The sequence below is a fragment of the Undibacterium sp. GW821-FHT11H02 genome, from assembly GCF_058808015.1.
In genome coordinates this window covers 63,780-86,372 of record NZ_JBXARG010000015.1, presented here as the reverse complement: position 1 = coordinate 86,372, position 22,593 = coordinate 63,780, and the positions used below count along the sequence as shown (strand labels likewise).

The 22,593-nt window shown below is 46.3% G+C and carries 17 protein-coding genes and 1 riboswitch; of the genes, 4 read left to right on the top strand and 13 right to left on the bottom strand.

What is annotated here, in order from left to right; all coding sequences use genetic code 11:
• Both cydB and cydX read left to right on the top strand, forming a co-directional pair.
• Entirely contained in the window at positions 1-1,140 is a 1,140-nt protein-coding gene (gene cydB, locus AC1RR2_RS15070; RefSeq protein ID WP_493223090.1) for a cytochrome d ubiquinol oxidase subunit II, read from the top strand.
• 35 nt (positions 1,141-1,175) lie between these two features.
• Positions 1,176-1,334 carry a cytochrome bd-I oxidase subunit CydX gene (gene cydX / locus AC1RR2_RS15065; RefSeq protein ID WP_493223089.1) on the top strand — a complete coding sequence of 53 codons (159 nt, stop codon included), beginning with the start codon at positions 1,176-1,178 and terminating at the stop codon, positions 1,332-1,334.
• Between the two features lie 119 nt (positions 1,335-1,453).
• Here cydX and AC1RR2_RS15060 read toward each other — a convergent pair whose 3' ends face one another.
• A complete protein-coding gene (locus tag AC1RR2_RS15060; RefSeq protein WP_493223088.1) occupies positions 1,454-2,578 on the bottom strand; it encodes a C1 family peptidase in 1,125 nt (374 codons plus the stop codon).
• A gap of 224 nt (positions 2,579-2,802) precedes the next feature.
• Here AC1RR2_RS15060 and AC1RR2_RS15055 point away from each other — a divergent pair, with 224 nt between their 5' ends.
• Entirely contained in the window at positions 2,803-3,294 is a 492-nt protein-coding gene (locus AC1RR2_RS15055; RefSeq protein WP_493223087.1) for a pilin, read from the top strand.
• 147 nt (positions 3,295-3,441) lie between these two features.
• On the opposite strand, the gene AC1RR2_RS15050 is transcribed toward AC1RR2_RS15055, so the two are convergent.
• The 7 genes from AC1RR2_RS15050 to AC1RR2_RS15020 form a co-directional block, all read right to left on the bottom strand.
• Positions 3,442-5,685 (bottom strand): TonB-dependent receptor plug domain-containing protein, encoded by a 2,244-nt coding sequence (locus tag AC1RR2_RS15050; RefSeq protein WP_493223086.1) that lies wholly within the window; start codon positions 5,683-5,685, stop codon positions 3,442-3,444.
• A gap of 276 nt (positions 5,686-5,961) precedes the next feature.
• A complete protein-coding gene (locus AC1RR2_RS15045; RefSeq protein ID WP_493223085.1) occupies positions 5,962-7,407 on the bottom strand; it encodes a cobyric acid synthase in 1,446 nt (481 codons plus the stop codon).
• A 24-nt stretch (positions 7,408-7,431) separates the two neighbouring features.
• Positions 7,432-8,775: a cobyrinic acid a,c-diamide synthase CobB gene (locus AC1RR2_RS15040; protein WP_493223084.1), complete on the bottom strand. Its 1,344-nt coding sequence runs from the start codon at positions 8,773-8,775 to the stop codon at positions 7,432-7,434.
• Positions 8,772-9,554, bottom strand: a complete 783-nt coding sequence (locus AC1RR2_RS15035; RefSeq protein ID WP_493223083.1) for an ABC transporter ATP-binding protein — start codon at positions 9,552-9,554, stop codon at positions 8,772-8,774. The genes AC1RR2_RS15040 and AC1RR2_RS15035 overlap by 4 nt, the downstream gene beginning before the upstream one ends.
• Positions 9,551-10,573: a FecCD family ABC transporter permease gene (locus AC1RR2_RS15030; RefSeq protein WP_493223082.1), complete on the bottom strand. Its 1,023-nt coding sequence runs from the start codon at positions 10,571-10,573 to the stop codon at positions 9,551-9,553. Before AC1RR2_RS15030 ends, AC1RR2_RS15035 begins: the two co-directional genes overlap by 4 nt.
• A 27-nt stretch (positions 10,574-10,600) precedes the next feature.
• Complete coding sequence (locus tag AC1RR2_RS15025; protein ID WP_493223081.1) at positions 10,601-12,463, bottom strand: TonB-dependent receptor domain-containing protein; 1,863 nt, start codon at positions 12,461-12,463, stop codon at positions 10,601-10,603.
• 205 nt (positions 12,464-12,668) lie between these two features.
• Positions 12,669-12,890, bottom strand: a riboswitch (cobalamin riboswitch).
• Positions 12,891-13,022: 132 nt separating this feature from the next.
• A complete protein-coding gene (locus tag AC1RR2_RS15020) occupies positions 13,023-13,376 on the bottom strand; it encodes a PilZ domain-containing protein (RefSeq protein ID WP_493223080.1) in 354 nt (117 codons plus the stop codon).
• A gap of 742 nt (positions 13,377-14,118) precedes the next feature.
• Here AC1RR2_RS15020 and AC1RR2_RS15015 point away from each other — a divergent pair.
• A complete protein-coding gene (locus AC1RR2_RS15015; protein WP_493223079.1) occupies positions 14,119-16,455 on the top strand; it encodes an ATP-binding protein in 2,337 nt (778 codons plus the stop codon).
• 134 nt (positions 16,456-16,589) lie between these two features.
• Here AC1RR2_RS15015 and thrC read toward each other — a convergent pair whose 3' ends face one another.
• The 5 genes from thrC to AC1RR2_RS14990 form a co-directional block, all read right to left on the bottom strand.
• Positions 16,590-18,062 carry a threonine synthase gene (thrC, locus tag AC1RR2_RS15010; protein ID WP_493223078.1) on the bottom strand — a complete coding sequence of 491 codons (1,473 nt, stop codon included), beginning with the start codon at positions 18,060-18,062 and terminating at the stop codon, positions 16,590-16,592.
• A gap of 256 nt (positions 18,063-18,318) precedes the next feature.
• The gene (locus tag AC1RR2_RS15005) at positions 18,319-19,281 is read right to left on the bottom strand and encodes a patatin-like phospholipase family protein (protein WP_493223077.1); all 963 of its coding nucleotides are present in this window, start codon (positions 19,279-19,281) and stop codon (positions 18,319-18,321) included.
• A gap of 23 nt (positions 19,282-19,304) precedes the next feature.
• Positions 19,305-20,177: an acetoacetate decarboxylase family protein gene (locus tag AC1RR2_RS15000; RefSeq protein WP_493223076.1), complete on the bottom strand. Its 873-nt coding sequence runs from the start codon at positions 20,175-20,177 to the stop codon at positions 19,305-19,307.
• A 9-nt stretch (positions 20,178-20,186) separates the two neighbouring features.
• Complete coding sequence (locus tag AC1RR2_RS14995; protein WP_493223075.1) at positions 20,187-21,245, bottom strand: alpha/beta hydrolase family protein; 1,059 nt, start codon at positions 21,243-21,245, stop codon at positions 20,187-20,189.
• A 42-nt stretch (positions 21,246-21,287) separates the two neighbouring features.
• Positions 21,288-22,544 carry a metallophosphoesterase family protein gene (locus tag AC1RR2_RS14990; protein WP_493223074.1) on the bottom strand — a complete coding sequence of 419 codons (1,257 nt, stop codon included), beginning with the start codon at positions 22,542-22,544 and terminating at the stop codon, positions 21,288-21,290.
• Positions 22,545-22,593: the final 49 nt, after the last annotated feature.

The window sequence follows — 22,593 nt, the reverse complement described above, 5'->3', positions numbered from 1 at the left end:
ATGTTTGATTATGAAACGCTGAAAATTATCTGGTGGTGCTTCGTTGCGGTATTGCTCATCGGATTTGCTTTAATGGATGGTTTTGACTTTGGTGTCGGCATGCTGCTACCCATCATAGGAAAAAGTGATGTGGAAAGACGCATCATGCTCAATAGCATAGGACCTACTTGGGAAGGTAATCAAACCTGGTTCATCGCTGCCGGCGGAGCCTTGTTTGCGGCATGGCCACTCGCTTATGCAGCGGCGTTTTCAGGATTTTATATCGCATTAATGTTGCTCTTGTTTTCGCTGTTCTTTCGCCCTGTCGGTTTTGATTACCGTAGCAAAATCGCGGATACTCGCTGGCGTTCTACTTGGGATTGGCTCTTATTCGTAGGTGGCTTTGTGCCACCACTCATCTTTGGCATTGCGATTGGTAACCTAATGCTTGGCGTACCTTTCTATTACGATGGCGATATGCGTCTGGCCTACCAAGGTGGCTTCATAGAATTACTCAATCCATTTGGTTTACTCGCGGGCATTTTAAGCGTAGCGATGTTGTGCATGCATGGCGCGGCATTCTTAATCACCAAGACGGATGGCGCATTGGCACAGCGTGCCAAGCGCAGCCTGGTCATTGCCGCTGGCATGACCGTGCTATGTTTTGCGATGGGCGGATTGTTGATTGCAAATCAGGTGGAAGGATTTCGTATTGTAAGTATGCCAGACACTAATTCTGCTTTTATGCCGGTCGCAAAAATTGTAAGCCAAGCTAAGGGCGCATGGTTGGATAACTACTCACGTTGGTCGTGGTTGTGGTGCATCCCTGCCAGTGCCTTCATCGCGGCAATCGCAAGTGTTTTTTTAACGATACGTGGTTATGCCGTCAGCGCGTTTCTCGCCAGTGGGGTCGTGGTCACGACGATTATTCTCACGGCGGGTTTGTCTATGTTTCCCTTTGTGATGCCCTCCTCCATCAATCCGAATAGCAGTTTGACTGCGTGGGATGTGGTCGCCAGTCATAAGAGTTTGGGCATCATGTTTTGGGTGGTCGTGATTTTCTTACCTATCATCATGATGTACACCGCCTGGATCTATAGAGTCATGCGCGGCAAGATTGATGAACAACACATTGCAGATCACCAGCATTCTGCCTATTAAGCAAGAATAAATTACAGACAAAATCAGGAGTCTTTATGTGGTATTTCAATTGGATATTAGGCATAGGCTTGGCACTGGCTTTTGGCATTATTAATGTCATGTGGCTAGAGGCAAACTATGCGTTTGGCGAGCGCGACGAGACCGCGACGCAAGAGCGATTTGAATTGTCGCGGCAGGACGAAGAAGCTCAATAAAAAAGGAGCACCAATGGTGTAATGCCGTTCAGTTAAGCTCTGCAAGATGATCTGAACGGCATTCCATCATAATCGGTGCTCCTTGCAATTTCTTGCCAGCGATCAGTATTTGCTGTCGATTATTTTATGCCCGCTTTACCACGAATATCTGCCGGAATCGCATCCTTATGTACCATGAAGTAAATCGTCTTCATTCTCACGTAATTTTTACTCATGTGCAGATGCCCTTCGAAGGGGCCGCTACTGGCGCCGTAGCTATTTTTAGTTAAAAAGAATTGATTACCTTTTTCGTCTTTACTCAAGCCAACGATATGCATACTGTGATCGTCGGTGCTACGCCAGTCATCAAAAGCTTCTTGACGCGAGGCTTGCGTCACTTCTTTAGCATCGTCTTCCAGCATGGCATAACCTTCTTTGACATTAAAGCCTTTTTCACTGGTGTCACCGCCCCAGGAAATACTAAAGCCCTTGCTCAGAGCATTCGTCATTATGCGTTCCATATCAGCCAAAGGCACATTCAAATAACGATTATCGTGTGACCAGTTGTCGGGAATTTCTAAGCGCATGCGCTGATAAAACGGATGATGACTAAAACTCGTCACTTCCACATAGTCTTCTGGTTTCAATTTTAAGACCTGATCACGGAATGTTTGAGGCGTGTACAGCTTACCTTCAAAAATAAAATTCTCAGGCGGCTTACCGATATAGGCATCCAGGATGCCATTAAATGCAGCACGCCAGGATTTACTTGGGCGACCGCCTTTAATCACAGCATCAAGGAAGGCTTTGGAAGTCAAAGCCAATTCAGCATGATCAAGACGGGTTTCGCCCTCTTTCAAGCCCGTAAAATTCACTTTAGGCACAGCACCATAAAGGCGCAACATCTCCATGGCATCATGATTATTCCCCCCCTCCCAAAACGTCGCTTTACCCTGCACGCGCAGATACGCATCGGCTTTGAGTGGGTAAGCGTGACGCACGCCAAATACTTCTGACAACTCGATTAACTTACCGCCCAAACGCGCTACTTCGCTTTCCATAAAAGACGCTGTAGCAAAATTCCAGCAGGTATTGGTTCTGGCCTGATCCTTAGCGGAGGTGCGTTGCGCCTCGACTTCTATCGTAAAAGTTTTCTTAGTGACATTCGTAGAAGCATTGCTTGCCGGTGCGACCTGCTGCGCCAAAGCCGCAACGGAGGTCAAACATAGCGCACTGATCAATGCCATGGTATTCATTTTTTTCATGTCTATTGCTCTTATTGTGAAGGGTGGAAAAAGTGTCATGATAAAGGCATCAAGCGCTGATGAATAGCCCACTAAAGAGAAAACTCTATGGATAAAAACCTGTGGAACTAAAGTTCAAGGAAGCGCATTTCAAGAAATTAGCGTTACCAACAACAATTTGCTTGTAGTGACAGTTTCCTTGTTAAAATTCCAGCTACTCATTCACACAAACTGGATTGACTACGATGAAAAAGCTATTTGGATTTTCCATATTGGAAGTGATGGTGGCGGTCGCGATCATCGCGATCTTGGCCGCGATTGCATTGCCGTCTTACTTATTCAAGATTATTCGTGAGCAAATTGAATCTACCATGCCGTTAACCGAGATAGCCAAAACGCCGATCGCGATTGCATGGAAAACTGAACAAATTATGCCAGTCGACAATGCCGCAGCGGGAATTCCAGTGCCAGATAAAATCGTCAGCAATATGGTCAAGAGCGTGGCAGTGGAAAATGGGGCAATACACATCACTTTTGGCAATCGCGCCAATGGCGCTTTAAAAGGCAAAATTTTAACGCTACGCCCGGCTGTCGTAGAGGATGCGCCAGTGGTACCTGTTACATGGGTATGTGCTGATGCTGAAGCGCCAGAAAAGATGGTACTTAAAGGTTCAAACCGCACTACTGTGGAAAAGCAACATCTGCCTCCCATGTGCCGAGCTCGTGGCAAGAAGTGAGCAACGCCCAATCGCAACTACTTTTTTAGCGCCACTAAAAGCTGCAGAAAGAAAAGCCAAACAAACAAATGCCGCCGAATAAACCAGGTCTATTCGGCGGCATTTTTTATCAGTCGAGCTTCAATCAAATCTCAATTCAACGACACTTTAGAACTTGTACTCAAAGTTCACACGTACAGCGACATTGGTTGGCGTCTTGTTAGAACGAACCAGAGAACCCGTTGCATCCGTGTATGTGCTTGAAGAAATATTATCCTGATGTAAAGCATTACCCAATGCGACTCGCAAATTGCTCTTCGCATCAAACTTCCATAAGGCATAAACATCAACCACACGCTTAGGAATGCCATAGCTACTTTGGTTCACCGAGATACGCACCGGACCGGCGCTTTGAAAGCTCAAATTACCACCCAAAGTCAAAGGTACATCATCCAATTTATAATCCAAACCAAAATTGGCACTGACTGGTGTTTGTGCATCTAGACGATTGTTCGGACCAGGTACCGAATTCACGGTCGATGAATTAAAGGCCAAATTAGCGCGGAAATCGATTGCCGGTGCGTCATCAATCAAAGTACGTAAAGGAAATTTCGCATCAAATTCAACACCGCGTGTATTTGCCAAACCATCGTTAGTAGGCATAGCGACCCAGCGGCCATCATTCACGATAGAAGTACGGGTGAAATCATCAATGCGGCGCAAGAAAAAGTTCACACTCAAAATACCACCATCCGTCAGATAGTGTTCAAAACCAGCATCTATACCCCAAGCCAGTTCAGGTTTTAGATTAGGATTACCCATATTGTCAGGGCTGGTCGCTGAGTTGTTCGTCGATAAGAAGCGACGTGGAATCAGATTACCTGTGTCCGGTGCTTTGTAAGTACGTGTCAAACCAAATCGAACTTGGTCATTTTTGCTACCAGGGATTTTGTACAAGGTCTGCAAAATCGGACTCAAAACGCTGGAGCGATTATTGATTTCAGCGTAGGTATTGCCCTTGCTCGTTGTATCAATACCTTCCCAACGTAAGCCTGCATAAATCGATAAAGCTTTGGAATAATTCCATTCGTCCTGAACAAACAAAGCCAGGCGATTTACCTTGGCATCAAAGTTTTCATTGGTGTTGTAGGGAGTGATAGGACCAGCACCGACTATCGTATCACGACGCACATTGTCATCCCCACGCTTGCTTAAGCCACCGTCCCAACCAGCTGCCAGAGCATGATCTTCGACAAACGGTGCCGTGTATTTACCACCGTAAGTAAAGCCATTGTCCGTGCTCGCGGAGTTATATGAGCGTGACAATGTTTGTGACACACCTTGTGCGGTGGAGAGATTTTCACTTTCGCGCTTGTTGTAGTTTGCGCCAAAACGCATATCGAGTTTTGCGCTGTCTGCTAACTTATGAACCCAAGTTAAATTCGTACGCAAAGAAGTGCTATCCGAAATATTTTTGCTGTTTTCTGTCAAAAACAAAGGACGCTCGCCAACTGTAGTCGTGGTATCAGACACGCTGCGGCTATTGAAACGGTTGGCATTCACAAAACTTTGGGAAGTCAATATATCGCCATTTTCCAACATCCAATTGACGCGTGGCGAAATACCGATGGACGAGAAAGTACCTTCATTTTCTGATTTAGTTTGGCGCGCTAAAGTGACAACGCCTTTATTATTAGTGAATACTTCATCACTCAATGAAGGACGCTGAAAATCGCCGTGCATCAAATTGCCAGAGATAGAGTAAGAAATTTTTCCAATCTTATCTGACAACTGCAAACTGGCATTCGCGCCATAGTGCCCATTTTCTTCACTGGCACCTAACTTCAATTCACGCTGTGCGGTCACGATCGCTTTCTTCAAAACGATATTGATCGCACCTGCGATTGATTGTGTACTTAATTCTGCAGTAGCAGAACGTATGACCTCAATGCGCTCAATATTATCTGGTGACAAAGAATCGAGAGAAAAACCCGGCGGACTAGGCTCACCGTTCAACATAATTTGTGTGTAACCAGCACCCAGACCACGCATGCGAATCGCACCACCACGGCCTTGTACGCCACCTATAGTCACGCCTGGCAAACGCTTTAGTACGTCGCCAATATTAGTATCGCCATAACGTACGATATCTTCTTGCGTGACGACGATTTTACTTGCTGTATCTTGACGACGCTCGTCATAACCCTTAGCGCCGCTAATCTCGACTTTTTGCACAGCGGTTGGCGCGGCTGGTGTCGTAGCTTTTGCGGGCGTCGTCGCTTTTGCAGGCACTGCTTGTTTCGCTTTAACTTCTGCTTCTGTAGTTTGTTGTGCCATGGCACTCGAACCATACGCCAACAAAAGCGCTAGTGGAATTGAGGCTAAAGGAAATCGAATTGATGCTGAGGACATATAAATACCAAAAATGATTAATGATGGTGCTTCGACTTGACGCTTATGGAGAAAGTTCAGCGTGATACCGTAAAGGAAACACTTTGATACAAAACCCAATGAGAACGCAACAAAGAGAGTGGGAAACGAAACATAAGTCAGCAATTTGTTGTGCTTTATTACATTTCAAAACACATGGGCAGACGAAGCGAGGCGCGGATTATACCTCGTTCACGAAAATACAGCTTTGTAGCTGGCTCAGTATGAGCGTCAAGGCAGGAGTTGCAAAGCCTAGGCCTAAGGCAGATTCTTCAAAGCCTGCAGCAAAGGAATACAAGCATCAGCGACTCTGTCAATACTTTGCTCGCGCAAGGCATTTAAGTCCACCGCTAGCGCGCTCTGCAAGCCGGCCCACTGCAATAAGGCTTTGCAAGCTTCGGGATGGTCGAATAGACCATGTAGATAAGTGCCGAGTATCAAATCATCGGGGGAACGTGTGCCCTCTTCTTCCCCATCAACGATAAACGCAGGTAAGGTATCACTACTGGCATAGGTGACACCCATATGGATTTCATAACCACTGACTTTGGCCGTAAGCGTGGCACCGAATGCACAAGTTCCCGTCACTTGCTGCAGACGTTTTTCTTTGGTGAGCTCAGTTGTAATATCGAGCAATCCCAATGCATCAGAGTCGCCGGATTTGCCTTCAACACCATGCGGGTCACTAACGATTTGACCCAACATTTGATAACCGCCGCAGATACCTATGACTTTGCCGCCGTAGCGTAAATGCTTCTCCAAAACTTGTTGCCAGCCACGTTGCTTTAAGAAAGCCAAATCCTCACGAGTATTTTTACTACCCGGCAAAATAATCAGATCGGCATGCGGAATCGGATGATCGGGGCCAATAAATTGCAAATCAACTTCGGGGTGCGCACGCAGTGCATCGAAGTCAGTGTGGTTCGCAATCCTAGGGATGGCTGGTACGATGATGCGAAATTTTCCGGTGCTATTTTGCTTCACTTGGATGGCATCTTCCGCATCTAACATCAAACCATGCAAATACGGCAGCACCGCTAATACAGGCTTCCCCGTTTTTTGTTCCAGCCATTCCAAGCCGGGTTCGAGCAAACTGATATCACCACGAAAGCGATTTATGACAAAACCGATAATCCGGTTTTGCTCAGACTCAGACAAGCAAGCCAGTGTACCGATAAAGTGCGCGAATACACCGCCGCGATCAATATCCGCGACTAAGATGACAGGGCAATCTACCGCTTCAGCGAATCCCATATTCGCAATATCACGTGCACGTAAATTCACTTCGGCGGGGCTACCGGCACCTTCAACAATAATCGCATCGTATTGCGCTTGCAAACGTGCATAAGACGCCAACACCGCCGACATCGCAACGGTCTTGTACTGATCATAATCACGAGCATCCATATCGGCCCGCACTTTGCCATGCACGATGATCTGCGCACCGGTATCCGATGAAGGTTTGATCAACACAGGATTCATATCAGTATGTGGTGCGACACCTGCGGCTTGTGCTTGCAAGGCTTGTGCCCGGCCAATTTCTCCACCATCCGCCGTTACGGCACTATTGAGTGCCATATTCTGCGGCTTCATCGGCGCGACTTTGCAAGCTTCGCGCTGCAAGAGTCGGCACAGCGCAGCGACCACTGTAGTTTTACCAGCATCCGAGGTCGTGCCCTGCACCATTAGAGTTTGAATTTTCATTGCGATATCACTTAATTTTACAAGTTATCGTGGCGGCAAAAAGAAGGCCGCGCTGGCAATCGGGTTGGATGGAAAATACGCATGAAAATACGAAGCATGTAAACCCTGCTTGCGATAAATAGCTTCACCTTGTTCCTGATTGCGTTGGCGTACTGTCCACTCAGCTACCGGAAAACTTGATTCAAACGTAGAGTAATGAAAAGTATGTCCACGTAACTCGCCAAACTTGGTTTTCATGAATTGCATCCCCAAAGCAGCAAGACGTTTTTGCATCGTAATTTTACCGGGCAACAAAGCTGCCATAGACCAACTCTGCTCGACGCTATCACTCAGACTTTCAACCAAACTCAGCATACCACCACATTCCGCATAAATCGGTTTTTGTGCCGCGTGAAAAGCCTGTATTGATGCTATCCATATATGTGCTTCGCTTAAACTCTTCGCATGTAATTCTGGATAGCCGCCCGGCAAATACACGGCATGCGCCTGATCAGGAATTGGCTCATTCGCCACAGGAGAAAAATACACGAGACGTGCGCCCATCTCTTGCAGGCAAGTCAAATTCGCTGGATATAAAAACGCAAACGCAGCATCGCGCGCAATCGCGATCACTTTATTCTCTAACAAGCGTGGCAAAGCCACAGCGTACATTTCTTCTGCGATGAAACGATTGACAGGTAATTGCGCCCATTGGTCATCTTGCAACTGCACTTGTGCCGCCAATTGATCCAGTATTTTATCTAGGTGAACAACTTCATCTAGAAACACCAAACCGAGGTGTCGTTCTGGCAGAACCTGGTCTTGAGGTGACAAGCTGGCTAAGAGAGGAATATCCCCCAAAGCACTTTTAATCATCTGTAAATGCCCATCAGATGCAACGCGATTAGCGATCACGCCTGCCATCTTAACCGGGCCAAAATCACGCAAACCCATCGCGACCGCACCCAGCGTCTGCGCCATAGACGAGGCATCCACCACTGCCATCACAGGAACTCCAAAAGCATTTGCCAAATCCGCTGAAGACGGCGTGCCATCATATAAGCCCATGACACCTTCGATCAAAACAAAATCGGATTCGGCAGCGGCTTGCGCCAGCAGGCGACGGCATGCAGGCAAACCCAACATCCATAAATCTAAGGACAAAACAGGCGCACCACATGCCTGCGAAAGTATCATAGGATCAATAAAGTCTGCGCCTGCCTTAAAGACCCGCACGCGCTTACCCTGATTCAGTAGATGCCGTGCTATTGCCGCAGTCACCGTTGTTTTACCCTGACCCGATGCAATGGCCGACACCATGACTATGGGTGCTGAAATAGCGTTTGAGACTGCCTTACTGCCATACAAATTAATCCTGTATTCTTTCATCTTGAGCTAGGCAAAAATAAAGTCTGTTCACCATGTACAAAGCTTTCTATAGGGTGACCGAGACAAAGACTTAAATTCTGTGCCGTCATGACTTGCTCTTTCGCACCGGATATAAACGCACCACCTGGCATCATTAACAAGGCGTGGGTCGCAATGCCGTATGACAAATTCAAATCATGACTAACCATCACGACCGCCTTATTTTTTTCCACGCATTCACTAGCAAGCAGTCGCATCACGCTGACTTGATGGCTGAGATCTAAAGCATTGGCAGGCTCGTCCAATAACATCAAGCGCGCATCTTGCGCTAGCAAAGCCGCAATCGCTACCCTTTGTCTTTCGCCACCCGACAAACTGCGCACATCCCGTTGCGCCAACTCCGCCACGTCCAATAAACGCAAAGCCTGCATGGCTATGTCTTGGTCCTGTTCTGATTCCCAATAATGGGTGTCATGATAAGGATGGCGTGCGCTCAGCACGGTTTCTATGACGCGATAAGCAAAAGCATCTGTCCGCGATTGCGATAAAAACGAACGTTCGCGCGCAAGTGCCTCTACACCCCACTCCTGTAAATTTTTACCACTTAATTGTACCGATCCAGATTCGCTGTTACGCAATCGTGCAAGACAACGCAGCAAGCTACTCTTACCTGCTCCATTACGACCAATCACGCACCAACACTCACCCGCCTGAACTTGCCAATCGAGATTAGCCAACAAAATTTTATCGCCGGCTTTCAAAGTCAAAGCGTGGGTGCTAAGTACACTGAGCGCCATCATCTCGACCTCCGCAATTGATGCAGCTGCATCAAAAATACCGGCACGCCAATCAAGGCAGTAATGACGCCTACGGGTAGTTGATGAGGCGCTACCACAGTGCGGGCTAAAGCGTCAGCGATGACCAAAAAGCTCCCGCCCGCCAGACTCGCAACAGGCACTAGTAAGCGATGATCCGGCCCCAAGGCAAAACGACAGGCATGCGGAATAATTAAGCCCACAAATCCTATACTACCCGCCGCACTCACCGCACTGGCGGTTAACAAAGCAGCGCAGATAAAAAGTAACTGGCGTAAACGCCCGATGTGAATACCTAAGGTCGACGCATTATCCGCATGCATAGCGGCGACATTGATCGAGCGTGCATGCTTCATTACCACGGCTAGGATCACTAACAAAATCACCCAGGACAAATAACGCGGCTGGGTATTTGACAAATCACCTATCATCCAAAACACCATGCCACGCAAACTACTATCTGGCGCAATTGACAACAGCAAAGTGACGACAGCGCCGCAACCAGCAGCGACGATGACGCCCGTCAACAATAACAAAGGTGCACTGCCTTCCGAGCTACCGGAACCACGCAAGTCACGATATGCCAACATAAAAAGCAAGAGCGCGACCGCTGTCGCCCCACCAAAAGCGGCGACATCGACCCAGATGCCAAGGCCAAAAAATAAGATCGTCGCCAAAGCCCCAACTGAAGCACCGCCGGATAATCCCAGGACATACGGATCAGCCAGAGGATTACGCAATAAGGCCTGCATCAACACGCCCGAGAGCGCCAGACTTGCGCCAGTCACGAAACCGGATAAGGCACGTGACAGGCGCAGATCAAGCACGCTACTGGCGAGCGTGCTGTTTTTTCCATACACTAAATCAACAAAGGCCTGACACAATTCAGCGACTGACAAAGTCACCGAACCGATTACACATGCAAAAATCAAACTCGCCAACGATAGCAATACCATCCCCACAATCAGGGATGCGGCGCGTTTTTGAGCGTTTGCAATTGCCATCGTTTTCCTTAGCTTAAGACGAGGATTTTATTTAAAACCGTAATTCAAACCCAGATAAAAATTAGAGCCTGGTGTACGGTAGTTTTTTGCCAGTTCGTAGTCTTTATTAGCGATATTATTCCAACGTCCCAATACCGTCCAATTTGCTGCCATTTGATAAGTCGCAACCACGTTGACGATACCGTAACCAGCCAAACGATTTTTATTCGCAGCATCATCGAAACGTTCATCCGACAAAACCGTTTCCACACCAAAAGTCAAATCAGATAGACGATAGTCGATACCGAAACTCGCATGCTGTTTCGCACGACGTGCTAAACGCTTGCCCGTCGTTTCATCTTTAGGATCTTGAATATCGACCGTGGCACGCAGATTAAACTGTGCGATTTTAGTTGAAGCGCCGAATGTGAAGCCAGACAAACGTGCTTTATTCACATTAAAAGCACAGCCATACAAATGCGTGGCTTTTTCGACCGGACATGGGCTGGTATTGACTAACAAATCGGTGATTTTATTATCGTAATAAACGCCACTGAGCTGTGTCACTGCATCATCGTAGAACAAACCGATTTCAGCGTTCTTACCGACTTCAGGTTTGTTCGATGCCACGCCAAAACCCGGGTAATACAGTTCATTGAAAGTCGGGGCACGGAAGCTGGTGCCATAGCTGGCATTCACGCGCAACACATCACTCAAGTGATAACCGTACGCGATACTACCGGTTTCATGTTTACCATATTGTGAGCTATCGTCCAAACGAACACTGACACTCGCTTGATGAGCCTCATACTTAGTCACATACGCCAAGGCATACGACAAAGTATCACGTTTACCGCCTAAGCCTTTAGTCGTCGTGCTGACGTCTTCTTTCCTGTCTTCAAGCACGAATTGCAAAACATCTTTGCCGAAACTGACATCATTTTGCCAAGTCCAACCACTCTGTTTCGTATCGGCCTGGCTCTTACCGTAAGACGCATCGCTAAAGACACGATCATTGGTGCGGGCAAATTGCAAACTGGCGTTCCAATTGCTCGCTAACTTAGCCCTAACGAAGCTCACGACATTATCGAATTTTTGCTGACCACGATCGCGGTAAGTAAGTCCGGCATCAAAATCCACATCCAAAGTACTTTGTACAAAGTTCACGCCTAGGCTGACATCGGTCGCGACTTTCCACGACAAGTTACCATTAAAACTTTTTTGCGTATAACCATCACGATCAGGATTGTAGGTATAAGTACCGGCGCCTGGCTTTGAGGCGGAGAAGCCATCACTACTTTCTTTTGCCGTATTCAAACCATATTGAAAATCATTTGCTGAAGAACCAAAAACACCCGCTTCCCATTTGCGCAAACCTTCACTGCCCACACCAAAACTCAAACTGGTACGTGCCTTAGGACCCGATTTTTTGGTAAATAGTTGAATCACACCACCCATCGCATCCGCACCATACAAACTGGACAGAGGACCATAAACGATTTCTATACGTTCTATCTGACTTAGAGGAATACTGCTCCAGGTGGCGCCGCCTACAGTGGAAGAACCAATACGCACGCCGTCCACGAATACCACGCTCTGAGCATTAGCTGCGCCTCGAATAAAAATGGACGACACAGAGCCAGCACCACCAGTACGGGAAATTTCAATGCCACGCTGTTGTTGCAGCAAATCGACGATACTGGTCGCACCCGATTTCATAATTTGTTCTGCGTTGATAACGACGTTATCGGCCAGCACATCTTTGGCCGCTTGTACTTGACGTGTAGCCGTGATCAAAACATGGTCGGTGATCGCCGCATTATCCTCAAGAGTAAGGGCGAATGCGGATGCAGAAGTGAAGCAAGATGCCACAGCGATGCTGAGCATGAGAGGTTGGTAATGTTGAATCATGATAAGTTCAAAAATAAGCCAGGCGTAAGACTGATGCAAATCGCACATAGCTAGTTGCAAGCTGCCGACGTCCCCGCTGGCTGCTTGAATACAAAGTATGGACAATGCAGGAAAGCCGGGCTTGTGCCCAGTCTGCTTGATATTGACTATTTGCTTAGTTTGAAAACCAATGCCAGAAAAATCATAGCCGAACCTTCCCGTTCGTCATACTTCACTTGTCTTGGCCGGTATCCGGGCTGACAAACATCACCATTACACCTTCCCATGCAGTGAAGCACAGTGGTTCGAAGTATGGCTAAATGACCTACATCTAGATCAAGCGTTTGTACACCGTTGCGGGGGCAGCACACGTATGCAATTGCATTGTGTTTCCCGTTTAACCGCCGACATGATTATGTCAGCGAGCACCAAAACTCCCGCATTTTAGCGTTTATCAGGCGGATGGACAAGGAAAACCGATTATGACTAGATGTCTGCTAATCTAATCAACTTGCGACATTGCGCATACAGTACCCACAATCTCGCGTAGGCAGTTTTGCTAACTTACTCGGGATCAAACTTACTCGGGATCAAACTTGCTCGCCAAAGAAACCCAGGCATTAATTAAATCGCGATGCATACTGGACATACTCACAAACTTTACGCCGACACGAAATTGCTCACCACTCAGTACACTGTGTGTGAGCTCGACTACGCAACTAAGCTGATATAAAGCACTCGATGTCTTATCGATATTCGGCACTTCAACATGGATGTGATAGTCACGTTCAGACAATAATGCTTTAGGACTCAAAAACAAAAAACCACTATTACTGACGTTAATAATACGTATCGGGACCAGCCTGTTGTCATCCATCTTGACTTGACCACGCCAGGTCACATTAATTCTAGGCGTTTTGCGAAGTTCAAACATAATAAGGAGTAAAGCATACTAGAGCTCTTAAGCAAGAATGAGTAGTTTGCGACACCCGCACTATCTACCAAAGTTGACTTCTTAATGACCCTGATGGCGTTGAGATTAATGTCATATTTTACGATATTTCCTAAGGCCTGTTGACATACATTTTAGTCAAGCGTTTTGATTGAAACCCTTAGGGAATGGCTCAAATGGGCACATGGCGTTGTTGCCATCTGCGTATAGTGCATGGTGTAGACAACTCGCTCTGCGCCGCTTGCGGAGCAGTCACTGTTTCGGACAGCATGCTGTCCGCTGACGTAACGAAGCTCCCTTACAAGGACACTTTCCCATAGTGCTTGCCCAGCCCTGTACACATTTGCGCACTTTCGCTTGCCTAAAGTATAGGGCAGGCACTAGGAAGCAACACGGCCTTGATAAGAGAAACCTAAATGAAGGCTGAAGTGGCTCGTGCCGCTTTGATGCAAACTGCAAGAAACGCGGTTTAGTCTGATCAATCGATGATTCAAAAATCAGCGCGACCCGATCTACGCGACTCGGTCTACGCGCCCCCAGCTTGAAGTATAAAAACTATTGCGCTGTCAGAAAAACTAGTGACGACTACCATGCCATGCAGGAAATCGGGAAAAGCAGGCAGCAATACAACATTTCGCTCTAAATTCAAAAAGAAAATAGTTAGGTGCAGGACAAATCAAGTCGAGTATGATTGAATCAAACTAATTTTCCATAGCGATAATCTATGTCTATAGCCACATTTCGATTCCTAGAACACGAATTTTTTGGGCGTCGTTTGCTAGGACGAGTTCTGCCTCTGATTGTTTTTATAGGCACGGGCATCGCCACCGAACTGATTTTATTTGAAGAGCAACGTCGGCAAGCCAGCATTCATCAGCAGCATTTGATCAGTGCTTCAGGTGAAATTCGCGCCATCATAGAATCAGAATTAAACGCGACTATTCATCTTGCTTCAGGTTTAGTCTCCTTTATTCAAACCAAGAATGGCCAATATCAAATCAGCGATATTGATCCATGGTTAAGCAAACTCCAGGGGCAAGAACGCAGCATACGCAATATCACGCTAGCGCCGAATAACCGTATTCAAACCATCATTCCACTGGCAGGTAATGAATCAGCAATTGGCATATATTTTCCTAATGTGCCAGAACAATGGCCGGCCATAGAGCGAATTATCAATAGTCAACGCCCGGCCTTAGTCGGCCCTTTCCAATTAAAACAAGGCGGTTTAGCACTCGCCTACCGTGTTCCGGTATTTTTGGATAATAAGGAATACTGGGGACTGGTGACTACCGTACTGGATACGGAATTGGTATTTCGGCTTGCGAAACAAAGAGCAAAAGAATTACAACTTGATTTTGCGATTTTCGATCTCGACCAAGCTGAGCCTAGTGTCGCAATTTATGGCAAGTCAGACCTAGATCGGCTATCCACTACCGCTTTGAACGTCAATATTCCCGGACGCCAAATTGAACTACATACCAGGATGCAAGAGGACCAGGCATTTCCTATTTTTGGTTTAGCACAAAGGGTAACGGGCTGGATATTCGCTGCGCTTTTAGGCTTTTTACTGGCGCGTACTTTTGCGGCTTACCGGCGCCAGGCTAATACCTATTTTGCCTTAAACGAAAGCCAGCAGCGTTTTTTGAGCGCATTTAATACTGCGCCACAAGGCATGGCACTGATTAACGAAGAAGGTTACTGGATCAGCATCAACCCTATGCTGTGCGATATCTTAGGCTATGACGAACGCAGCTTACTGAAAATACCTGTCATCCAATTATCAGAGAAGCTGGCCATTCATCATTTATACGAACGATGGGTCGAGCAGGAAAAGGATAGTCTGCAGTTTGAACTTGCCTTACGCCATGCGGCGGGTCACCATGTCACCTGCCTGATCAGCCTTGCCCGCATTGCGCATGAACAGCCAGAAAAAACTTATTGGATTTTTCAGGTTATTGATATCAGTCGTCGTATTGCGGCAGAAAAAAAATTGCAAGCCAGCGCAGAGTATACGCAAACGATATTAGACAACGTCGCCGAGGGTATCGTGAGCACCACACTAGATGGCAACTTACGCTCTATCAATCCAGCTGCAATCGCCATTTGGAAACAAGCCGGCGATGCCTTCCTCAACACGAACTTCTTTCATCTGCTGGGCGGACAGAAAGTTATAGAAGAGATTGAAGAGTTTGTACGCGATGTCAAAGACTATGGCGCAAGCCAACTCCCTTGCCTGATGCGAGAAAGCAGCATCATTGATCAAGAAGGTAATAATATCGCCATAGAATTTCGTATATCAGCGACGGAGCAAAAAGATGAGACCGAACTCATTATTGTCATACGCGATATCAATGAGCGTAAGCGTTTGGAGCAAATGCAAAGTGAATTCGTATCTATCGTCAGTCATGAACTAAGAACGCCACTAACTTCGATTATTGGTTCTTTAAAACTGATAGAAGGTGGTGTGTTCGGCACGCTGCCAGAATCACTGGGCAGCATGATACGCATTGCACTACAAAACGGACAGCAATTGGCATTAATTATTAATGACATACTCGACATGGATAAATTAGTCGCAGGCAAAATGTCTTTCAACATTGAAGCGCTGCCGATCATGCCTTTGATACAACAAGCGCTAGAAAGTAATCTCAGCTTCGCCAAACAACATCAAGTCGAGATTGTCATTATTGATGCACTACCTGAATGCACCGTATTGACCGACGCTATGCGTCTGCAACAAGTCCTATCAAACTTGCTTTCTAATGCCGCCAAATTTTCTCGTGCTCAAAGCAAAATCGAAATTCACTTGCATCAATCAACTAGCCACGTAAAAATCTCAGTACGGGATTTTGGTGAAGGCATTCCCAAAGAATTTCAATCTCGCTTATTTAAGAAATTTTCGCAAGTCGACAGCAGTAGTACGCGTCGTAAGGGAGGCACTGGATTAGGGCTTTTCATTTGCAAAGAAATGGTACAGCAAATGAATGGAGAAATAGGATTTGAATCAAGTGAAGGTATAGGTTCCTTATTTTATTTCACCATGCCTTTGTCATCCTAAGCAGGAAAGACGGTGATTGACGCCGCCAAAAATCCGTCATCTCGAAGTACTTACAAACAAAAAGGCACTCCGAGAATTATCCCAAAGTGCCTTTGTTAGCTGCGCTTTTTTATAAACCGAATTGCTACACCGATTTACAAGCCAGTGTGTTTGACGATATAGGCTTTCATGGTTTCTACATTTGTACTCATAACTTCAAATCGTTGCGGCAAGGCTTCGATGTTTTCAAAGCCTGCTGGACGCTCGGCATCCCTTCCCAATGCTTCTTGAATGGTCTCATTGAATTTTGCTGGCAGCGCAGTTTCCAATACGATCATCGTGACATTTTCTTGCCAATGTTCGAGCGCAACTTTGATACCATCGGCAGTGTGCGTATCGACCGTAATGCCGTATTCTTTTTCGACTTGACGTATGGTTTGCAAGCGATCGGCATGAATTGATTTACCGGAGGCGAAACCGAATTGGGTGATCTTTTTAAATTCATCGCCGTCACTGCCTGGCGCACCGGACAAGTCAAAACCCCCTTCCGTCTCCACTTTCTTAAATAACGCTTTGACGCGCGCCGTATCTCCATCTAACAAATCATAAACAAAGCGTTCAAAATTGGAGGCCTTAGAAATATCCATCGATGGGCTAGTGGTGTGAAAAGTCTCAGCCGATTTACGAACCCGGTAGACACCGGTACGGAAGAATTCATCGAGCACATCATTTTCATTTGTCGCTACCACCAATTGTGCAATCGGCAGGCCCATCATGCGCGCGATATGGCCGGCGCAGATATTGCCAAAATTACCGGACGGCACAGTGAAAGAGACCTTTTGGTCATTGCTTCTGGTCGCCGACAGATAGCCACGGAAATAGTAAACTACCTGCGCAACCACACGTGCCCAATTGATCGAATTAACCGTACCAATCTTTTGTCGCGTTTTAAAATCCAGATCATTCGACACGGCTTTCACCATATCCTGACAATCATCAAATACGCCTTCTACTGCTATGTTAAAAATATTCGGGTCTTGCAAACTGAACATTTGAGCGGTCTGAAACGCACTCATTTTTTTATGCGGCGACAACATGAAAACGCGAATACCTTTTTTTCCACGCATCGCATATTCGGCGGCACTGCCAGTGTCACCCGAAGTCGCACCAAAAATATTCAATTCCGCATGATTCTTCGCCAAGGCATACTCAAACAAATTACCCAGCAATTGCATCGCCATGTCTTTAAATGCCAGCGTCGGACCATTCGACAGAGCTTGCAAAACCAACTTCTTGCCATGCTTCTCTTCCAAAGTGCGCAAAGGCGTAATCGCCTGAGCTGACTCGTCGCTACGCGCATTTTTATAAACATCCGCCGTATAGGTTTTAGCTGTAATCGCTTTTAGATCCGCTGCCGGAATATCCGTCGCAAATTTGCGCAAAACTTCAAATGCCAAATCGGCGTAACTTAAAGCACGCCATGCATTCAATTCCGCTGGCGTCACTTGTGGATAGGTCTTAGGCAAATACAAACCGCCATCAGGCGCTAAACCACCTAATAAAATTTCAGAAAATTGAACGGAAGAGTCAGAGGATGCTGCGTAACCACGGGTAGACAGGTATTGCATGATTGAGAATAAAAAAGTGAAGATAAATAAGAGAAGTCGAAATTTTTCTTAATTATATCTTGCAATGCAGCAGAAATTTCAGCGAGAACCGAATTTTTACGAAACTTAAGGCGAATTTTCGATGGGAGAACAATTCTCCTGCAGCTTATTGCTCTGCACAAATCTGAATATGCCGCCCTATTAAATTAAAGTCATCTTTTTAAAATTTAATTCATATCAATAGTTGCATTATTTATAGTCTATTAATTTATAAAACCTAAGCCACCATACCGAGAATCTCGGGGTCAAAAGGCATACCCTCCGCTTTAAACTGATCAAAATAACGCCTCGCATCGGCTTTCCCCATGTCGATTAATTGTGCATGTGTCGTGCTGCCCGTATACAAGGCTGTATCCAGTGGCAAAGGATGTGCGGGTTTAATCAGATGTAAGGTGATGGGCTTGCTATGTCCGTACACGATTTCGCCCTTGGCAATACGAGCATTGATTTCTTTTATTTGTAGCAGCTCTTTAATCAAAGCGCCATTGGCACTCATTTCTAACATCTGTACGTATAAATTGATCGGATTTTTTCGATATTGTTTGATATTGCCCATGATCCAAATCAGCCATAATTCATTCGCGCCACGCTTCACAGCATCCATCAGATTCACGTCTTGAATAAATCCCGAATCCAAGAAGACTTCATCATTAATCGTGACCGGTGGCAAAGTACCTGGCAAGGACATGCCTGCCAACAAAAAATCTTCGGTAATGTCTTGATGCAAAATCAGCTGATTCATCTTTTTGCCAAAATTACAGACATTAAAACTCCCCTGCACCCCCGTTGCTGCACGGATTTTGTCAAAATCAATACCCAAATGCGGGTAGATTTTTTGCCTGAAGCCTTTAGCGGAACTGGCTGCCACGAATTGCGGTGGCCATAGATAATTTAAGATGGGCATGAGCGAAATCGTATTGCGCATCTTCATGCTACGCCAACGTTCACACATCTCGTCGACGCTTAGGCCAGACAACAGCATAGCTAAATTCAAAGAGCCACCCGACGTGCCATCCATCAATTGAAATTTTAAATCGTGAGCAAAAATCTCAGTCAATACGCCTGCTGCGTAAGATAAACGAAGGCCACCGCCAGGCAGCAATAAAGCTCGAGTTAAAGTTCGAGTTTCGCTTGGAGATTGATTCCCTGCGGCGCCCTGGGGAATATGTGCTAATGCCATGAATTTTCTCTTTTGCTTTTCTTTTATTGGGGTGGAATCGGGGCATCAGGCGGCGATAACCAGGCTTCGCTCTGCGTCAGATTAATGACCGATTCGAAGCCTTCAGGTACTTTCTTAGGCAATTGATCAAAAGTCAGAAACCAGCTTTCGATACGATCATCCAATATCGCTGTGATAGAAGGTAAGTAAACCGTCGCCACCGCAGCGCCGATATTCAGTTCTTTCATCGCCTGCAAACGTGGATGGTCACCAATCACAAAGCGCGCCTTCGCTTTACTAAATAAATTGAAACCAAAATTCGTATTTAAAAAGATGTCCGACTTCATCAACATGCCGCGAAACGAACAGTAGTTCGACGCCTGCACCTTGATCGGCCATGAGGTGTTCGTGGGTCTGTCGATTTCTACATAAGTCACTAATTTTCCATCCAAGTCATACTGACTACTGACAGTTTGTTGGTCGATTTTGAAATTCAAATGACCTTGATGTTTAGGCATGCCCCAAATACCTTTGCCCCCTTTAACGGAGACCTCAGACGAGACAGGCAAATCGACGACGTATTGACCGGTGTTAAACCATTTCATAAAAATCGCGGGTAACAATCTTGGTGCTGGCTTGGCGCCATGGGTACAGGCGATCGCGATACTGTATTCTATGTATTTGCCTATCGGTGTTTCGCGATAATCAATCACCGTGACCACCAACAATCCCTTGTTCCACAAACGCATAGGATGTATACCTGTCGGCAAAAAATCTTTGGCTTTTTCTGCATCAATAGGGAAAACAGCCATCAATGCCGGTGAATTTACCGCACCGACGGGTAACTTAAATGGAATACCATCCACTAAAGCGAAACGTCCTATGTAATCTTTAATGCGTTTTGGAATGCCAAACATAAATAGCTCCTAGTTTTTTTCTAATTCGGCGAGAATTAAGGGGAAGATGTCGGTGGCGGCGTGCTTACCAATAAACACGTCAAGATGACCGTAGTTGGGCATGACATGCAGGCTGTGGTAATTACTTTGTAGCCCATCAAAATAAGCATGTGTTTTGATCTGACTATCAGGTAAAAAACACAAGTTATCGGCCCCCGCAAAAAATGCGAAACGTGCTTTTGTTTTAGGTGCTTGGGCAACAAAGCTAGCCGGCAAATCAGATAAATTTTGTACCGATAATAGATGTCCTGCACGGACGCAGCGTGTGATCTGCTTAAAAAAAGTCAAAGGTACTGCTGCGAACTCATGTATCAGCCAATCACCGTGAGTTGCCTCGTTTAAGTTTTCGTGACTCCACAAGGCAGGAAAACCGCTACCATATGTAAAGCTCACTTGTTTACATACGGGACGATCGCATTCATGATGCGTGAGGCTAATCACAGCAGAAATGAGCTTCGCCGGAACAGTAGGCGCATCGATACCCCAGTGTGGATTGAGATACTTAGTCATTGCCGCTACCATAGGCAGCATCCAATTGAGTTTAAATGCGGACCATGCAGGAACGACAGGATGCAAGGACACCGCATTGCTCACAATCACATCTACTTCGGGCACCAGACCAGCGACCGCCGACATCATAAAACTAGTCGATCCCTGACAATGGATAATCGCCTTCATGCTAGTGACACCCGTTTCTGCAATGATCTTTTTTACTGCATATGGATGATCATATAAAGCTGCCTGATCGAGCGTCCATTCGTTCTCCGGAAAATCAATACTGGCGCGCCAGTTTTCTAACCAGACGTCATAGCCATCAGCCACCAGAGCATCAACAATATTGGTCTCAACGGGCGCACGAAAAATATTGGCTCTCACACCAGCACCATGCACCAGCAGAACCGGGCCTTTGCTAGGAGCCTGAGTAGCGTGTCGGACATTGATTAGATTAAGCGGGAAGCCATCACCTGCATTAAAAGGTATCACTCGTTCCTGATAGTTTCTTGACTCGTTATTCACTTGCTTCGTCATAAAGCATCCTTGATTCAAATATCAACTGAAAGTTCTTAGAATTTAAGCCTGCCAACGCACGCTACCGTCTTCACCTAACAACGCTTCGTTTAAATCAGCGCCATCTAAAGTTACGACCGCATAGCCATTCAAAACGCGTTCAGGATAATTGGAATCGCCAGCGAGTTTAGTTTCAAACCAAACCACTCGCTCATCCCCCTCAAGTTCACTTGCGGCACCATAAGGAATCGCACCATGCCCAACGCAACGACCTTTGAAATTACCTATCGTTTGATAGCAAATACCATTATGCAAATGCCCCCAATACCAATAGTCAGGTTCCCGTCCTAATGCCTGCTCGACTTGTTGATATAAGGCAGTCTTACCGTCACCAAGTGCAGAATACGCTTCGTGATGACTCAATACCAAAACACGCTTATCCTTAGAAAATTGAGCCAACCACGCCAGTTGCCCGGGATCCAGCACGCCATCCATATACATGTCTGAACACTTGGAGAAATAGGCACTGTCTAGTCCTATCACGACCCAATAGTCATTTTCCAAAGCAAAATAACTGCAGCCATTTTGCAAAGGAAAACTACGGGCAAGTTCGGCAAAATAACCAAACGCGCCGTTGTACATTTCATGATTTGAGTTCAAAGTAAAGCTACCACGCGTCCCTTGTGGCCAATCTCGCATATTGTTTTGCTCTTGCTCACCTGTTCCTGCGTAATAGACATCGCCCAAATGAATACTAAAATCCGGTTTGAGTTGCGCCACTAGATTTGCGATTTTGCTGGAAGGCGCATTCGTTTCAAACGGACCAGTACCCCAATCACCGACGATGGCCAGTTGCAGTTGATTCGGCACTGTTAACACTGCCGGCTTATGCACAAATGGCGCGCGGTATAACCAGTGCTCCAACCATTCCACCAGGGCTTCAGCCCAACGCGGATCTAACAATTCCCATTGTCGGCAACCAAGCAAAGTGCCATCGGAACGAACGAAGGTGGCGAATTCTTCCGGTGTTTTGGGCAAAGGCTTGGCACCATCTAGCAGACCCAAGGCATCTAGACCATGCACTAATTCCCAAGGCAATTCGTTTTTCTCACGCACCGCGTTGGGTAGCATTGCTCGCTGCGCTTGCTGGTGCGCTCTTTGCAATAAATCTAATATTGCGGCCTGTTTAGTGAGACCGTCACTGAGATCATTGTCTAAATCCGTTTTTAGCTTATCCAGTGCGGCATGGGCTCTTTGCTGCAATCCATTTAATTGCGACTCCAAGCCGGACACTATGCTTGTTAGTTCTGAAAACGACATGATGACTCCGAAAGAATTAGTTGATTGGACAAACGACACAACATCCAAA

What these genes read in the sequence shown, in the direction of transcription:
- cydB (WP_493223090.1), top strand. Translation starts at nt 1, where the DNA reads ATGTTTGATTATGAAACGCTGAAAATTATCTGGTGGTGCTTCGTTGCG.
- cydX (WP_493223089.1), top strand. Translation starts at nt 1,176, where the DNA reads ATGTGGTATTTCAATTGGATATTAGGCATAGGCTTGGCACTGGCTTTT.
- AC1RR2_RS15060 (WP_493223088.1), bottom strand. Translation starts at nt 2,578, where the DNA reads ATGAAAAAAATGAATACCATGGCATTGATCAGTGCGCTATGTTTGACC.
- AC1RR2_RS15055 (WP_493223087.1), top strand. Translation starts at nt 2,803, where the DNA reads ATGAAAAAGCTATTTGGATTTTCCATATTGGAAGTGATGGTGGCGGTC.
- AC1RR2_RS15050 (WP_493223086.1), bottom strand. Translation starts at nt 5,685, where the DNA reads ATGTCCTCAGCATCAATTCGATTTCCTTTAGCCTCAATTCCACTAGCG.
- AC1RR2_RS15045 (WP_493223085.1), bottom strand. Translation starts at nt 7,407, where the DNA reads ATGAAAATTCAAACTCTAATGGTGCAGGGCACGACCTCGGATGCTGGT.
- AC1RR2_RS15040 (WP_493223084.1), bottom strand. Translation starts at nt 8,775, where the DNA reads ATGAAAGAATACAGGATTAATTTGTATGGCAGTAAGGCAGTCTCAAAC.
- AC1RR2_RS15035 (WP_493223083.1), bottom strand. Translation starts at nt 9,554, where the DNA reads ATGATGGCGCTCAGTGTACTTAGCACCCACGCTTTGACTTTGAAAGCC.
- AC1RR2_RS15030 (WP_493223082.1), bottom strand. Translation starts at nt 10,573, where the DNA reads ATGGCAATTGCAAACGCTCAAAAACGCGCCGCATCCCTGATTGTGGGG.
- AC1RR2_RS15025 (WP_493223081.1), bottom strand. Translation starts at nt 12,463, where the DNA reads ATGATTCAACATTACCAACCTCTCATGCTCAGCATCGCTGTGGCATCT.
- AC1RR2_RS15020 (WP_493223080.1), bottom strand. Translation starts at nt 13,376, where the DNA reads ATGTTTGAACTTCGCAAAACGCCTAGAATTAATGTGACCTGGCGTGGT.
- AC1RR2_RS15015 (WP_493223079.1), top strand. Translation starts at nt 14,119, where the DNA reads ATGTCTATAGCCACATTTCGATTCCTAGAACACGAATTTTTTGGGCGT.
- thrC (WP_493223078.1), bottom strand. Translation starts at nt 18,062, where the DNA reads ATGCAATACCTGTCTACCCGTGGTTACGCAGCATCCTCTGACTCTTCC.
- AC1RR2_RS15005 (WP_493223077.1), bottom strand. Translation starts at nt 19,281, where the DNA reads ATGGCATTAGCACATATTCCCCAGGGCGCCGCAGGGAATCAATCTCCA.
- AC1RR2_RS15000 (WP_493223076.1), bottom strand. Translation starts at nt 20,177, where the DNA reads ATGTTTGGCATTCCAAAACGCATTAAAGATTACATAGGACGTTTCGCT.
- AC1RR2_RS14995 (WP_493223075.1), bottom strand. Translation starts at nt 21,245, where the DNA reads ATGACGAAGCAAGTGAATAACGAGTCAAGAAACTATCAGGAACGAGTG.
- AC1RR2_RS14990 (WP_493223074.1), bottom strand. Translation starts at nt 22,544, where the DNA reads ATGTCGTTTTCAGAACTAACAAGCATAGTGTCCGGCTTGGAGTCGCAA.